We start from the raw sequence: 15,408 nt of genomic DNA, 5'->3' as shown, positions 1-15,408 counted from the left end.
TACAATGCTATTATTCTTTGTATAAGTGTGGCTGGAGATTGTGATGCCAGATAAAAAAGCATGGTTGCTTGATCAACCTTTAGAGCTGGTTCCTTTCAGTAAATGGCAAAAAACCGTCGACCTGATGACAACCTTATTCCAGGCTCCGGCAGGTTTTATTGTGCAGCATACCCATCAAGGTTACCAAACCACGATCGCCAGTCAGCAAGATGAAAACCCTTACGGCCCAGGTGCAGTCATTGAGCCGGATGAGAATATTTTTTGCCGTAAAATTGTACAAACAGGGCAAGAACTGTACGTACAAAAAGCAACGGAAGAGCATGAGTGGCAAACGAACCCAGAAGTCGCCAATGATGGCTTTAACTCGTATCTCGGCGTTCCCATTCATTGGCCCAATGGCCAACCGTTCGGCACCATTTGTGTGATGGACTTTAAAGTCACGAACTATGACGACAGTTACATGGAACTGATTCGTCAGTTCCGCGATATTGTTCAGGCTGACCTGCTATTACTGGATCACTTCGATCAATTCCGTGAATTGGCCATGACTGATGAATTAACCAGACTCTACAATCGCCGTGGTTTTGAAACCGTTGCGCAACAGCGCATTCAGCTGGCGAAGCGCAATGATGCCCGTTTAGCTCTGATCTATATGGATATGAACGGTTTAAAAGGTATCAATGATCAGTTAGGACATCATCTGGGCGATAAAGCCCTGACTTATGTTGCTGAATCTTTGCGCCAACATTTCAGAAGCAGCGATGTGTTGGCCAGGATTGGTGGTGACGAGTTTTTGTTATTGGCTGAAACTGACAACCTGAACGCTTTAAATGACAGTTGCGATAAAGTTGACCAGGCTTTAAAACAGTATTTTTCTGAGCATCCGACCATCACGACCGGTGTGAGTTTTGGTGTACTGCAGATAGACGATATGCATTTACCACTGGCCCATTGGATTAACCATGCAGACGAAAAGATGTATCGACATAAGGCCAGCCGCTCAGCATAACTCCAGCTAAACGGTACACAGCCTGCCCTATTCAAATGAGGTGTGTTTAAGCGAGGGGCACGGTTAAACGATTTTTCTCTTCACCGAATAATGTTCGCCAGAACCAACCACGTTCAAGGTCTTCCTGGCACTGCACTAATTGACGTTGGTATTGCTGCGCTCGGCGATCGACCTTTTTCGCAACATTGATCAGCCAGGGTTTGTTTTTGTAGGTACCACGAAGATAACCGCCAGCACCATCGTGGTAAGCCAAATATAAACGATTGGCATCATGAGGCTGAATACCGGTACGTTTGATCGTCCGGGTGTTATACCAACCGATAAAGTCCACGGCATCTTCAAAGTCGTCACGGTCTGCACCCCAATGGCCCGTGTTCTTCTGATATTCGGCCCAGGTAGAATCTAATGCCTGCGCGTAACCATAAGCCGACGAAGGGCGAGGACCGGGAATAATCCATAAAAACCATTCCCGCGGCGGGCGATTATCACCAATAAATTTGGATTCCTGATGAATAAACGCCATCGTGACTGAAATTGGTATGCCGTACTTTTTTTCGACTTCTTTTGACGCGTTATACCAGTCGTAATATTCGTCGAATATCTCACACACATCACCAATATTTTTAGGCTGTGGTGTAGAACAGGCGGCCAGTAAAACCACTGTCAACATTAATGATATTCGACGAATCATGAATAAACCCTTGTTAAGAAAGCTGCTAAACGTGCTCAATTCCATGTTCTGCCAATAATGCCATAAAGGCATCGTTATCCAGTACTTCCACATCGAGGCTTTGGGCTTTGGTCAGTTTGCTGCCGGCTTTTTCTCCAGCCACCAAAAAGTCGGTTTTCTTCGACACACTGCCCGTGACTTTCACACCCAGTTGCTCCAGGTATTCTTTTGCCTGATCACGCCCCATGGAGGCCAGTGTTCCAGTGATTACAGCGACTTTACCACTGAGTGGTGCATCATCGGCTGCCGTCACGGGTTCCTGTTCCGGCCATTGAATACCCGCCAATTTCAGCTGTTCAATAATGTTGCGGTTATGCGCTTCAGCAAAAAAGTTCACGATATGAGAAGCCACAATGTCACCGACATCATTAACGGCTAATAACGTTTCTTTATCCGCAACCATAATCCACTGTAAAAAACCAAAATAAGACGCCAGATTATTCGCTGTCACCGTGCCCACTTCACGAATACCTAAAGCGTATAAAAAGCGACCTAAGGTGGTTTGTTTAGACTGTTCCAGCGCGTCCAAAACATTCTGCGCTGATTTTTCAGCCATACGCTCAAGACCTGCCAGTTGCTCCAGCGTCAGGTGAAATAAATCATCCACTGAGTGAATTAAATCCTGCTCCACCAGCTGATCAATTAACTTATCACCTAATCCTTCAACATCCAGCGCTTTACGCGAGACAAAATGTTTAATCGCTTCTTTACGCTGTGCAGAACAAACCAGACCGCCAGTGCAACGGGCAACGGCTTCACCTTCGACCCGCTCAACATCCGAGTCACACACTGGGCAAGTATTCGGAAAAATAATGTCTGAGGCATTATCCGGGCGACGATCAGTCACCACTGAAACCACCTGTGGGATTACATCACCAGCACGACGAATAATGACGGTATCGCCAATTTTTACATCCAGCCGAGCGATTTCATCAGCATTGTGCAAAGTGGCATTACTGACGACAACACCAGCAACTTTTACCGGGTTTAAACGTGCAACCGGAGTAATGGCTCCGGTACGCCCTACCTGAAAATCGACATTCTCCAGCACCGTCATTTCTTCAACCGCTGGGAATTTATAGGCAATCGCCCAGCGTGGCGCGCGAGCGACAAAACCTAATTGCTGCTGCAGTGCCAGGTTATTCACCTTAAAAACGGTACCATCGATTTCATAGGGCAATGAATGACGTTTTTCACCCAAGCCATCATAAAACGCCTGAGCTTCGATCAGATTTTTAGCGACGGTTAACTCGTCATTAATTTTAATGCCCCAGCTTTTCACCCGTTGGAAAATGCCACTCAGGCTTTCCGGCATGTCAAAATCATCGCTGACCACACCAATACCGTAAGAACAGAATTCCAACGGACGTTTGGCGGTGATTTTTGAATCCAGCTGACGTAAAGAACCCGCTGCGGCATTGCGCGGATTAGCAAACACTTTTTCCTCGGCGGCTAACGCTTTGGCATTGTAGGCTTCAAAACCGTCCAGTGGCATATACACTTCACCACGAACTTCCACTCGCTGCGGATAGTCGCCCACCAGCTTTAACGGTACGTTTTTAATGGTACGCACATTCTGGGTAATATTTTCACCGGTCTGACCATCACCCCGGGTTGCCGCACGCACAAGAACGCCATTTTCATAAAGAATACTCACTGCGGCGCCATCCAGCTTAGGCTCGCAGGCAAATTCAATATCATCAGAGGTATTCAGTTGTTTTTGTACCCGCGCGTAAAAATCAGCAAACTCTTCGGCATTCATGGCGTTATCCAGCGATAACATCGCCATTTCATGCGCAACCTGCTCAAACGCCGATAACGGCATGGCACCCACTTTCTGAGTGGGTGAATCCGGAGTTTTTAACTCGGGGTGCTCACGCTCAATATCCTGCAGTTCACGTAACAGACGATCATACTCCGCGTCCGGTACAGTAGGATTATCGAGAACATAATATTGATGGTTATAGTCGTTCAGCTGATTACGCAAAATCTCAGCACGCTGTGCGGTTTTGCTTTGCTCTGAAACGGAAACCGCCGCAGGGTCTGCGGCGGAAAAAAGATCATCTTGTTGGCTCATAACGGCTTTTAGTCTAATCCAGCAAATACCAATGCCGGAGTTTTTAAGCCGCCGCATCGGAGGCACATCCCTGTGCCTTCGATGCTACCGCAACATCCTGTTGCTGCTTTTTAAAAACCCCGGCATTAGCATTGCTTACGTTTTCTATCATCAGAAAACATACAGTTAGTATTATCGAGTACCTTGCTTCTTCATCAGTAAATGCTGATGACGTTCAAAGGTCATGATTTCTTCACGGTTGGCTTCAACCGTTTGCGGCGTTAATGCACTCTGGCTTTCATCCAGTACATCCGCCTGTAAATTACGGGAAACCACCATCGCCATTTCATACATGGCCTCATAGGCTTCCAGCGGACGGCTGGCACCCGGTAAGCTCATAAAGAAGCTTAAGCCACGGAACGTCTGGTCGGCCATTTTAGCGGGTTCAAAAGTGCCGGGCTCATGGCTCTGTGAAACGGAGAACTGAATACAACCTTCACCGTCTTTTTCTTCAAAACGATGAAAGATATTTTTTTCGCCGTAGCGCAGGTCGCAGGAGTTAAACAGATAAATTAAGTCACTGCCCTTAAACCCTTCAGTGGTACGTGAAATTGCATGAATCACCAAAACCACCTCTGCCGGTGGGCGATGAGCCAGAATTTCTGCATTGCTGCCAGCAAAATTCACTGGCTGAGTGATGATTTGTACCGTCTCTGCCAGTGGCTCTGGCATTTCATCCTGAACTAATGCTTCGGCTGCGGCTTCTTCAACTGTGTTTTGTGTTTCCACATCATCCAGCAGCTCTTCATGCTCAGCAGACATTGACAGCTCAGTTTGCTCTGGCACTGATTCAGTTGACTCATTCGCAGTCAGAACTTCTTCAACTTCCTCTTCAGCCTGAAGCGTTTCAGCACTTGTTGATGCCGTTTCAACCACAACACTGGTTTCTTCACCCAGCTCTTCAACGTCCAGTAATACCGGTACCTGTTCATCCAGATTCACGGGAGCAGGCTCTTCGACGGCCTCAATAGGCTCATCGGCTGCAATGACAGTTTCTTTCAGCTGGCCCGAATGATCACCTGATTCAGAAACAACATCACTCAGATCGTTAGTAACCGACTCATCAACACTCAAGATACCTTCAGGTTCAGGCGTGGAAGCCAGTTCATCACCTTCCAGAGCAGAAAATACCGGCAGTTCAATATCGTCTGCGGTGTCGTTTTCCAGCGTCGTGGTGATATTTTCAAAGGAATCAGAGTCAGCAAAAGCAGGCTCGGTAACGGCTGCCTGCTCTTCAGTTACTTGCGAAGCTTTTGAGACAGACTCGTCTGCAATCGAAACAAGCTCGTCTGCAATCGGAGCTTCGTTGGTCGCAGGCGTTTCGCCAACAACACGAACCTCGCCAGGAAGCTCCGGGTTATAGCCCTCTTCAGGGAACTTAAAATCATGCGAGACATCCAATCTCAAGGCTTCAGCGCGTGCACGACGCATACGACGAAAACCATCAATCAGGATTGCGATCATCACCACTAATCCAATCAGGATCATTACGGTGCGCCAGCTCCATTCCATAATTGCCTCTAACTTTTTCAATGACACAAAAATTAATAACTCAATCCCCCTGCGAACTCCGATTTACTTGCAGGGCAGATTAACGGATAAGTGTGTCATAAGCCTGAGACTGATGACAGACCCCACCCGGATATTCTGCTACTTTTCTTAGCGAATTTTACAGTTTTTGAGTCAAATGACTGACACGTCAATTATTGGTCAATCATTTCCGCCGCTTCTTCGACATCAACAGACACTAATCGCGATACACCGGGCTCATGCATGGTTACCCCCATCAGCTGCGATGCTTTTTCCATAGCAATCTTATTGTGGGTGATATAGATGAACTGCACCTTTTCTGACATGGCTTTAACCAAACGCGCATAACGGCCAACGTTGGCGTCATCCAGAGGTGCATCCACTTCATCCAACATACAGAACGGGGCCGGGTTCAGCTGGAAGATCGAGAAGACCAATGCAATCGCCGTTAACGCCTTTTCGCCACCAGAGAGCAAATGAATGGTGCTGTTTTTCTTGCCCGGTGGCCGCGCCATAATCGCTACACCGGTATCGAGCAAGTCATCGCCGGTCAGCTCCAGTGAAGCATGACCACCACCAAAGACTTTCGGGAACAGTTCGGCCAGACCAGCATTCATCTTGTCGAAGGTTTCTTTGAAGCGGGTGCGGGTTTCACGGTCAATTTTGTGAATGGCGCCTTCTAAGGTCGATAGCGCCTTCTCCAGGTCGGCATGTTGTGCATCCAGATATACTTTGCGTTCTGACTGAGTTTTGTATTCCTCGATCGCAGCCAGGTTAATCGCACCCAAACGCTGAATGCGCTCCGCCAGTTTTTGCAGCTCTTGTTGCCAGATATCGGGGTCAGCCTCTTCCGGCATGGTCTCCAATACCTGTTCCAGGCTGAGTTTGGCTTCCTGAAGCTGTTCCACCAACGCCTGACGGCGAATATCCAGCGCCTGACATTCCATCCGTACTTTTTCCAGCTCATTACGGACTTCCAGCGCTTTCTTCTCGGCGTCAGCGCGTTTCTGCTCCAACTGACGTAACTGAGTGTCGACACTTTCGAGCGCATGACGTGCAGCCTGCATCACTTGTTCGGCACTGAGCTTCTGTTCCAGTAACTCTTCCAGCTGAGCTTTTAACTCTTCTAAATCGAGGGAGTGGTCACGCTGCTGATTCGCGGCAATCTGGTCACGGCGTTCACGTAAACGCTGCATTTGTGCCGCCAAGCGCTCAATCGCCTGATTCAGCCCCTGCTCTTTGCTGGATAAGCCCTGAACCTGCAGTTGCAATTGATGGCTGCGATCTTTGTTTTGTCCGGCGGCCATACGCGCCTGATCCAGCGCCAGTTGCACCTGAGTTTTTTCTGCCAGTAACCGCTCACGCTGACCACTGTCTTCATCAATGGCCGACATCGCTTCCTGCCATTGCAGGCGTACTTCTTCCAGGCTTTCGCGCTCCAGCTCCTGAGATTCACGGGTTTCAGCAATATCCTGATCCAGCTTGTCACTGCGTAACGCAAACTGTTCGGCACGGGCCTGCTTACCGGATAACTGCGACTTCAGGTGAATTAACTGCTGGCTGGCCTGCTGCAATTCCCGTTGTGCCACTTCGCGCTGCTGCTCGGTACTGCGCAGTTTCAGTTGATCAGCCTCCAGATCCACTTCCCATTCTTCGACCTGAATATCCAGCTCTTCAATTTGTTCTTCTAAGGTCTCCAGCTCTTGCTGGCGCGCCAGCACACCGCCTTCACCATCGGCGGTCTTCGCAACCCGCAACCATTGCTTGCCCAGCCAGATACCTTCAGGGGTAATGACCGACTCATCGCCACTCAGTTGTGAACGCATGGCCAGCGCCTGGGGTAAATCGTTGGCGATTTTTACCCGAGCCAGAAAACCAGAGACATCCTGTTCACTACGCACTTTGCTTAACAGGGAATTTGCTTCAACGGCCTCTTGTCCTTGCCCAATGGCGTGCTGCCCCTGTTCAATCGCATGCTGCCCCTGCTCAACAGCGTGTTGCCAAAGCGCTAACTGACCTTCTTTTAAATTACCTAACCAGTGCTGCGTTGGATCAAGGTCATCAATCACCACTGCTTGTAAATAATCGCCCAGCACGGTTTCGACCGCGCGTTCCCAACCTTCATCCACATGCAGTTGTTCCGCCAGCCGTGGTTTACGAGACAGCTGATGGCTTTCCAGCCAATGACTGACCGCCTCGGAACCTTCGCCCAGAGCGGCTTTTTGTAAGGCATCCAACGTGGCTTTACGATTAATAAAATGCTGCAGCTGATTTTTGCCATCTTCTAGCTGGCGGCGGCGGGCATCGAGCTGTTCACGGTTTTGCTGCACCTGTTGCTGTAATTCATCAACCCGCTCCTGCAAACCTTCAGAGGCCATTTCCTGTTCTGAAACTTCTTCTTGCAGCAGCTGAATTTCTTCTAATTCCGGGTTTTCCGCCAGTTCACGCTTCTCATCCTGCAGGCGGCTAATCTGTTGTTGCAAACGCGACAGCTGCTGCTCAATATTTTGCATGCGTGTTTGCGCAACTTCGGCCTGGCGGGTTGGTTCAGACGCTCGTTGGGTAAACTGCTCCCATTGTTCTTGCCAGCCCTGTTGTTTTTCTTCCGCCACGGCTAATGCTTCTGTCGACTCTTCTTCACCGGCCAACAACATTTCCAGCTCAGGTTCGAGCATCAGCTTTTCTTCAACAATGCCTTCCAATTGCAGCTGATCGTCTTCCAACGAGCGCTGGGTATCGAGAATGGACTTTTCAACCTCAGCCATTTCCTGGTCGAGTTGTAATGCCATTTGCGCCTGATGTTCAACCTTCTGCTCCTGACGGGCAATCTGAGAGCCAATTTCGTAGAACTTTGCCTGTGCCGTGGCAAATTCGTCACTTTTGTCGGTGTGCTCTAAGCGCAAGGCTTCGATATCGGCATCGGCTGAGCGTTGCTCTGCCGTATGGGCTTCAAACTGCACCTGATGCTGGGCAATTTGCTGCTCACGCTGGCGGTAATCGTTATCCAGAATCTGCCATTTAAGCGCCTGTAGCTGAGCTTTTTTCTCGCGCTCCTGAGCCTTATATTCCTTGTACTTTTCAGCCGCATCGGCCTGGCGTTTCAGGTGCGATAACTGACGCTCCAGCTCTTCACGAATATCCTGCAAGCGCTCCAGATTTTCATTGGTACGGCGCATGCGGTTTTCGGTTTCACGACGGCGCTCTTTGTACTTGGAAATACCGGCCGCTTCTTCCACATACACCCGCAGCTCTTCGGGCTTGGCTTCAATCAAACGCGAGATCATGCCCTGCTCGATAATGGCGTAAGAACGCGGGCCTAAACCGGTGCCGAGGAAAATATCGGTAATGTCTTTTTTACGGCACTTAGTGCCATTGAGGTAATAACTGGATTGTCCATCACGGGTCACCTGACGGCGCAGGCTGATTTCGCTGTAGGCAGCGTATTCACCACGCAAGGTGCCATCGGAGTTATCAAAGATCAGATCAACACTGGCTTTACCGACGGGCTTACGTTCAGCCGAGCCGTTAAAGATCACATCGGTCATGGCATCGCCACGCAGGTACTTGGCTGAGCTTTCGCCCATCACCCAACGCACCGCGTCAATGGTATTGGATTTACCACAACCGTTCGGCCCAACAATGCCCGTCATATTGGTATTAAACGGCACGGTTGTTGGGTCAACAAAGGATTTAAAGCCAGCCAGCTTGATCGCTTTTAAGCGCATAAGACGTGATCTTTCCTGTGATTCAGTCGGAGTCAAAGGCGGCAGTTTATCACTGCAAACCGGCAGCAACAAAACCAGCAGTAACGAAACCAGCAATAACAAAAAGAGGCACCGAAGTGCCTCTGATCGTTTAAAGCATCACAATGGACGCTTGAGTGGTTAAACCTCTCCCGAGGCACGCTTACGTGTGTGATCAGCCAGTTGCTGAATTTCTTCAACCGTCGTGTTGAGTGCATCCATTACTGCAGTATTAAGTGCTGACTCAATCATTACCGATAAGCCATCAAAATCCTTATCACTCACTTCAGCTGAAATTCTGGCACCAACTTCTTCACGAAATTGCTTCACAATTCGGTCAGCGTGAGGTTTATGTGGACGATCATGCATAGTGTTTACCTCTTAGCCTTTAACATCTTACTAGTCATTAACAACTTAGTGTGTTCTTAACAATCCATCGCCTGAGTCGCTGGCTGAATGATCAGCGGATCCGGAGTCAGATCATGCTCAGTTGACTTATTGGTGTAGTCAAGGCGGTTCAATACTTCACGCATGGTGTTCAAACGAGCACGTTTTTTATCGTCGGAACGAACCACAGTCCATGGTGCATCCATGTGATTGGAGTAATAGAACATCGCTTCTTTGGCTTCGGTGTAATCATCCCACTTATCCAGAGACGCAAGGTCAATCGGGCTCAGTTTCCACTGTTTCAGTGGATCAACCTGACGCTTCTGGAAACGACGCAGCTGCTCATGGCGGCTGACTGAGAACCAGAATTTGAACAGGTGAACACCTGAGCGAACAAACATGCGCTCCAGTTCAGGAACCTCACGCATAAACTCCAGATATTCTGAGTTTTTACAAAAGCCCATCACACGCTCTACACCAGCACGGTTGTACCAGGAACGGTCCAACAGAACAATTTCACCTTCTGCTGGTAAATGCTGAATGTAGCGTTGGAAATACCATTGGGTTTTTTCGATGTCACTCGGTTTTTCCAGTGCCACAACACGCGCACCCCGAGGATTCAGGTGTTCCATAAAGCGTTTGATGGCACCACCCTTACCGGCCGCATCACGACCTTCAAAAAGAATCACCACCTTCTGACCGGTTTCTTTCACCCAACCTTGCATTTTCAGCAGCTCAATCTGTAACTGCTTCTTTTCCTTTTCATATTGAGAACGAGAGATGCGCTCACCGTAAGGCAGGTGTGGCGTTTTTTCGATTTCCGTATCCGGAACAATTAACGGCGGATGTTCGATGATTTCAGACATATTCCCTCCTTTTTTTCGTTGATGAGCATACATTAATATATTGCTCAAAAATGGCCTTGATGCACGTCAGTATTCGATGCTCAGAGCATTATTGTTCAACACTTAAAAAGCGGTTTCGTCCTTGTTTTTTAGCCTGATAAAGGTAGGTATCGAGGAAGTCCAGCACCTGCGCTAGTTTAAGCTCCTGGTGCGGCCTTGGGGTAATGGAAATATAACTGCCGGAGGCGGTTAGCGGTACAATTTTACCCAGATCATTTTCAACCCGCATACCACGAATTGCTTGTTGCACACGCTCGACGACTTTAGACAACTGATCAGGCTGACAGCCTGGCAGAATCAGTGCAAATTCCTCGCCGCCTAACCGACCAATATGATCCGTCGGACGCATCACACCCTTCATGGTTTTACACAACTGCTTTAAAACCCGATCACCAGTACCATGACCATGTACATCATTCACTTTTTTAAAGTGATCAATATCCAGCAGAATCATGGCAAACACATGATACTGACGTTGGCCACGCGACCATTCACGGTCATAAGCACGTTCAAAACCGCGACGGTTTTCAGCGCCGGTCAATGGATCCGTTAATGCCAGCCGAGCCTGTTCCTCCGATTGTTTCACCATCACCAGACAAGCGGCGGTAACCGCAGCCAGGTGCTGCATAAAGTCCGTTGCCATGCCTTGCTGAAAGCGTTCAGGATTACTGGAATACAAGCGCAACTGGCCCAAATACACCTCATTGCGAACCAGAGGTAACGCCAGGCCGCTTTTCCATGGCGGTGGCGGTGTCACCGCCTGGGCTTCAATCCGGGGAATACGACCCTGAAACTCGAGTTGATTGAGCAGCACCCCTTGCTCGATATCCAGTGACTGCAACATCGCGGCCTTCAGATCACCGTCAGGATCACAGACCTTCAACGTCGCAGCATCCAGATCAAACTGACTGGGCAGACCATCTAATAACAGAGTCAGGAAATCCAGCCAGGTCTGGCAAGATAATAGTTGTAGTTCAAAAGCCTGAAGGCGTCGTAGCAGCGCTTCATTGCGCCTGGCATTTTCAAGCAGCTCCGTAAGTTCCACTCAGGTACAGCTCCATTGATCGTTGTCATCAGTATAGTTGGTTGTTTCAATTTCACCTGCCAATCCATGAAATTAGCGGATAATTTTGCGTTTCTTTGCTAGACTGCCGCGCTTTTCCAACATCCCTAATTCACTGCATCCTGTAATTCAATGACGCAATCTGTACTGTTTTTTGACTCAGGCGTTGGCGGCCTGAGTGTACTGCAACAAGTGCGCCTGCATTCGCAACCGCTTAATTTGCGTTATGTCATGGATGATGCCGCGTTTCCTTATGGCACCAAATCGGATGATGAACTGGCTCACCGCGTACTTCAGGTGTGCCTCAACGCCGTAAATCAACTAGCCCCCGATGTACTGGTTATTGCCTGTAACACCGCCAGCACACTGACGCTGCCAGCATTACGTCAAATATTAGACATCCCGGTAGTGGGTGTTGTACCGGCGATCAAACCCGCAGCAAAACTGGCACAGCAAGGCCACATTGGTTTATTGGCGACACCGGCAACCGTCGAACGCCTTTATATTAATGACTTAATTCAGGACTTTGCCGAGCACTGTAAAGTAGACCGTTTTGGCAGCAGTGAATTGGTTTATTGGGCGGAAGATTTTTTACTGAATGGCGACCCAGTTACTGGTTTAAAAGACCACCTGCAACCCTGGTTTGACCAGTTTCCACAAATGTCTCACGTGGTTTTAGGCTGCACTCACTTTCCATTATTAAAGCCACAATTACATCAGCACTGGCCGCACATTCACTGGATTGATTCAGGGGAAGCCATCGCCCGCAGAGTCGCGGTGGTTTTAGAACAAGAGCAAGGGCAACTCAGCACGACGCAGTGCAACTCCGGGCCGCCGGGTTCAATAAGCTTGCATTGGACCTCAGAGCAGAAACAACAAATAGCCGCCCAGCAATTTTTACAACAACTGGGCGATCTGACTGAGGCCTCTCAGCTCCACCTGGCAGAAATCGACAGACTTAGTCCTGATGCCAGCCGTGGAGCTGATAACAACCCCGAGCCAGGTAGCGAATAAAATCTTATACACAAACCAAAACTTGTATAAGTTTTAATTAATTGAGTAAAATACTCAGGCTTTAATTTAACCGACCACATTTAACCAACTACGATTTACAAATTACGGAATTGTCATGTCAAACCTTGACCAACACTACAAGCAAATCCTGGCCGAGCTGGGTGAAGATGTCGACCGTGAAGGTCTGCTCGACACCCCGAAACGTGCAGCCAAAGCCATGCAATTTCTGACCAGTGGCTACACCACCAGTATCGATGAAGTGGTGAATGGTGCCGTATTCAGTAGTGACAATGACGAAATGGTGGTTGTGGAAGGCATCGAGTTCTATTCCATGTGTGAGCACCACATGCTGCCATTTCTGGGTAAATGCCACATTGGCTATCTGCCCAACGGCAAGGTGTTAGGCCTGTCGAAATTTGCCCGTATTGTTGATGTATTTGGTCGTCGCTTCCAGATTCAGGAAAACATGACCAAACAGATTGCTGATGCCGTGACCGAAGTCACCGGGTGCCGTGGTGTGGGAGTAATCATTGAAGCCAAACACATGTGTATGATGATGCGTGGCGTGCAGAAGCAGAATTCCATGATGCGTACATCGGTCATGCAAGGTGCATTTCGTGATAATCAGGCAACCCGCAACGAGTTTATGCGCCTGGTTGGTCTGTAACTGATTGGCCCGTAAATGGACTCTGATATCATCACGGTAACCTAAAGCATTTTCAGGAAGCCGTGATGATGACTCCAGACTGGCTATCAGTCGCTCTTCTTCTTTTCTACTTATCAGGCATTGTGTTTGCTGCTGATGCCATCTGGCAAGGCAGAACCGTACAAGGCACCATTGCCTGGACCCTGACTCTGCTCTTTATGCCGTTTATCGGCATCCCGCTGTACGCATTATTTGGTACCCGAAAATTTCATGGTTATCGCCAGGCGCGTCGTCATGGGGATAAAAAGCTGAACGCCCTCGGGCAACAAATCCGCAACAATCTACAACCCTTTTCATCGCCTGCGGATTCTTTCACTCGTCCGTTTTACCACTTCTTTCGCCTTCCAATGACGGCTAACAATCAGTGTCAGCTGCTGATTGATGGAACAAACACCTTCCAAAGCATGCACCAAGCCATTGCTGCGGCAACACACTCCATCTGCGTGCAATTTTATATTGTTCGTGATGATGCCACGGCACAAGCAATGGCTGAGCTATTAATCGAACGCGCTCAAGCCGGGGTCAGGGTGTATTTTTTATACGATGAAATAGGCAGCCACCAGCTCAGCCGGCGGTTTATTCAACAACTGAAGCAAGGCGGCATCCGGGTCAGTCGTTTTAATTCCTGGCAAGTGCGCCACCGCTTACAAATTAACTTTCGTAACCACCGAAAGTTATTACTGATTGATGGCGAGCACGCCTTTGTAGGAGGGCTTAACCTGGCCAACGAATATCAGAGTCATGGTTGGCGTGATACCCATGTCAGAATATCCGGCCCGGCCGCTCTGCCGTTCCAGCTTTCATTTTGCGAAGACTGGTATTGGGCAACACAATATCTTCCACAACTGCAGTGGCAGGCCCGGATTGCCTCTGCCCAAATACCGACATCAGCATCAGGACAAGTACAACCGCAAACCAGCGATGCTTGTGAAGTCATGTGTATTAACAGTGGCCCGGCGGACATTCAGGAAAGTGCGAGTTTATCCTTTACTCATATGATCCATCAGGCACAAAAACGCGTCTGGATTGCAACTCCGTATTTTATCCCGGATGTGCCGACAGTCACCGCCTTACGCCTGGCAGCTGCAAGAGGATTGGATATCCGCATAATTGTGCCGCAAAAAACGGACCGCTGGTTTGTTAAACATGCGATGCAGAATTATGTTGATGAACTGCTAAAAAGTGGCATTCGTTTTTATCAGTATCAAACGGGATTTATGCATCAAAAGGTACTATTGATCGATCAGCAATGGAGCTGTATTGGCAGTGCTAACTTTGATAACCGTTCCTTGCGCATTAATTTTGAAGCCAATGCGTTGATCAGAGATATTCGTTTTGCCAAACAAGTGGAAAACATGCTTAAAGAAGATTTCAAGCAAACCATCGAAGCAAAACCAGAAAAAAGTATTAGTCAGCGACTGTTAAATAAATTATTACGCCTTACCGCACCGCTGCTTTGATTCCTGAATAAAAAGCAAAAGAAAACCCCGGCTTATAAAATAAACCGGGGTTTTCTTTGAGCGGTTAATCGGTTCAGATCAGAACTTCATACCAGCTCCAACCATGAATACCAGCGGGTCGATTTCTACGTCAACGCCGTCAGCAGGGCCACCGTTAATCTCGGTATCAATATCCAGCTTCCATACAGCAACATTCGCCAGGAAACGTTCGTCGATATCGTAGTTCACACCCGCTGAGTAAGACAGACCCCAGCTCTTTTCCAGATGTGGAGCAGCACCATCTTCTTCAAAGAAGAACGTGTGGTTTACACCTAAACCAACGTATGGCTGGATTTTAGACGCAGGATCCAGCAAGTAGTACTGAGCTGAAACGGTTGGTGGCAGATGCTTGGTTTCAGCAATTTTGTTACCGCTTACGGTTACATCATGGCGAAATGGTGTCGCAGCCAGTACTTCAACACCTACTTTTGGAGTTACCATGTAAGTCAGTGTCAGACCCAGTTGAGTATCGTCACTCACTTGACCATCAGTAGTAATACCAAGGCCCGCAAGGTCTTTCTGATCGATGTTATCTTCTTTCGGGTTTACGTTAATAACGCCCGCTTTAACAACAATATCACCAGCTTCATAAGCCAGAGCAGGCATAGCAGAAATAGCAACAGCGCTAGCTAACAGGGTTTTCAACAGTTTCATTAAGCACTCCTTAATTATGTGCGTCATAAAAGATGTGCTCAGATTAACGACT

At 48.4% G+C, this 15,408-nt stretch carries 12 protein-coding genes; 4 read left to right on the top strand and 8 right to left on the bottom strand.

All coding sequences use genetic code 11. From position 1 onward, the window contains the following. Window positions 1-43: 43 nt before the first annotated feature. Window positions 44-1,009 carry a sensor domain-containing diguanylate cyclase gene (locus KFF03_RS06720; RefSeq protein WP_255860005.1) on the top strand — a complete coding sequence of 322 codons (966 nt, stop codon included), beginning with the start codon at window positions 44-46 and terminating at the stop codon, window positions 1,007-1,009. A 46-nt stretch (window positions 1,010-1,055) separates the two neighbouring features. Here KFF03_RS06720 and KFF03_RS06715 read toward each other — a convergent pair whose 3' ends face one another. The 7 genes from KFF03_RS06715 to KFF03_RS17680 form a co-directional block, all read right to left on the bottom strand. Beyond that, on the bottom strand, window positions 1,056-1,700 hold the full coding sequence (locus tag KFF03_RS06715; protein ID WP_255860003.1) for a hypothetical protein: 645 nt from the start codon (window positions 1,698-1,700) through the stop codon (window positions 1,056-1,058). 25 nt (window positions 1,701-1,725) lie between these two features. Then, entirely contained in the window at window positions 1,726-3,816 is a 2,091-nt protein-coding gene (gene ligA / locus KFF03_RS06710; RefSeq protein ID WP_255860001.1) for an NAD-dependent DNA ligase LigA, read from the bottom strand. 171 nt (window positions 3,817-3,987) lie between these two features. Further along, window positions 3,988-5,367: a cell division protein ZipA C-terminal FtsZ-binding domain-containing protein gene (locus KFF03_RS06705; protein ID WP_255859999.1), complete on the bottom strand. Its 1,380-nt coding sequence runs from the start codon at window positions 5,365-5,367 to the stop codon at window positions 3,988-3,990. A gap of 191 nt (window positions 5,368-5,558) precedes the next feature. Beyond that, entirely contained in the window at window positions 5,559-9,110 is a 3,552-nt protein-coding gene (smc, locus tag KFF03_RS06700) for a chromosome segregation protein SMC (RefSeq protein ID WP_255859997.1), read from the bottom strand. Between the two features lie 159 nt (window positions 9,111-9,269). Beyond that, window positions 9,270-9,497, bottom strand: coding sequence for a hypothetical protein (locus KFF03_RS06695; RefSeq protein ID WP_255859995.1), 228 nt, complete (start codon window positions 9,495-9,497; stop codon window positions 9,270-9,272). A gap of 56 nt (window positions 9,498-9,553) precedes the next feature. Next, entirely contained in the window at window positions 9,554-10,381 is an 828-nt protein-coding gene (gene ppk2 / locus KFF03_RS06690; RefSeq protein WP_255859993.1) for a polyphosphate kinase 2, read from the bottom strand. 88 nt (window positions 10,382-10,469) lie between these two features. Next, entirely contained in the window at window positions 10,470-11,465 is a 996-nt protein-coding gene (locus KFF03_RS17680) for a GGDEF domain-containing protein (RefSeq protein ID WP_304941525.1), read from the bottom strand. A 150-nt stretch (window positions 11,466-11,615) separates the two neighbouring features. Between KFF03_RS17680 and murI the strand changes: the two genes are divergently transcribed. The 3 genes from murI to cls all read left to right on the top strand — a co-directional run bounded on the left by murI (window position 11,616) and on the right by cls (window position 14,663). Then, complete coding sequence (gene murI, locus KFF03_RS06675) at window positions 11,616-12,497, top strand: glutamate racemase (RefSeq protein ID WP_255859991.1); 882 nt, start codon at window positions 11,616-11,618, stop codon at window positions 12,495-12,497. A gap of 115 nt (window positions 12,498-12,612) precedes the next feature. After that, window positions 12,613-13,164, top strand: coding sequence for a GTP cyclohydrolase I FolE (gene folE / locus KFF03_RS06670; RefSeq protein WP_255859989.1), 552 nt, complete (start codon window positions 12,613-12,615; stop codon window positions 13,162-13,164). 65 nt (window positions 13,165-13,229) lie between these two features. Continuing rightward, entirely contained in the window at window positions 13,230-14,663 is a 1,434-nt protein-coding gene (gene cls, locus KFF03_RS06665; protein ID WP_255859987.1) for a cardiolipin synthase, read from the top strand. Between the two features lie 78 nt (window positions 14,664-14,741). Here cls and KFF03_RS06660 read toward each other — a convergent pair whose 3' ends face one another. Next, on the bottom strand, window positions 14,742-15,356 hold the full coding sequence (locus KFF03_RS06660; RefSeq protein ID WP_255859986.1) for an OmpW family protein: 615 nt from the start codon (window positions 15,354-15,356) through the stop codon (window positions 14,742-14,744). Window positions 15,357-15,408: the final 52 nt, after the last annotated feature.

Source organism: Bacterioplanoides sp. SCSIO 12839 (assembly GCF_024397975.1).
Taxonomy (GTDB): Bacteria; Pseudomonadota; Gammaproteobacteria; order Pseudomonadales; family Oceanobacteraceae; genus Bacterioplanoides.
This window is presented reverse-complemented; position numbering and strand designations above follow the sequence as displayed.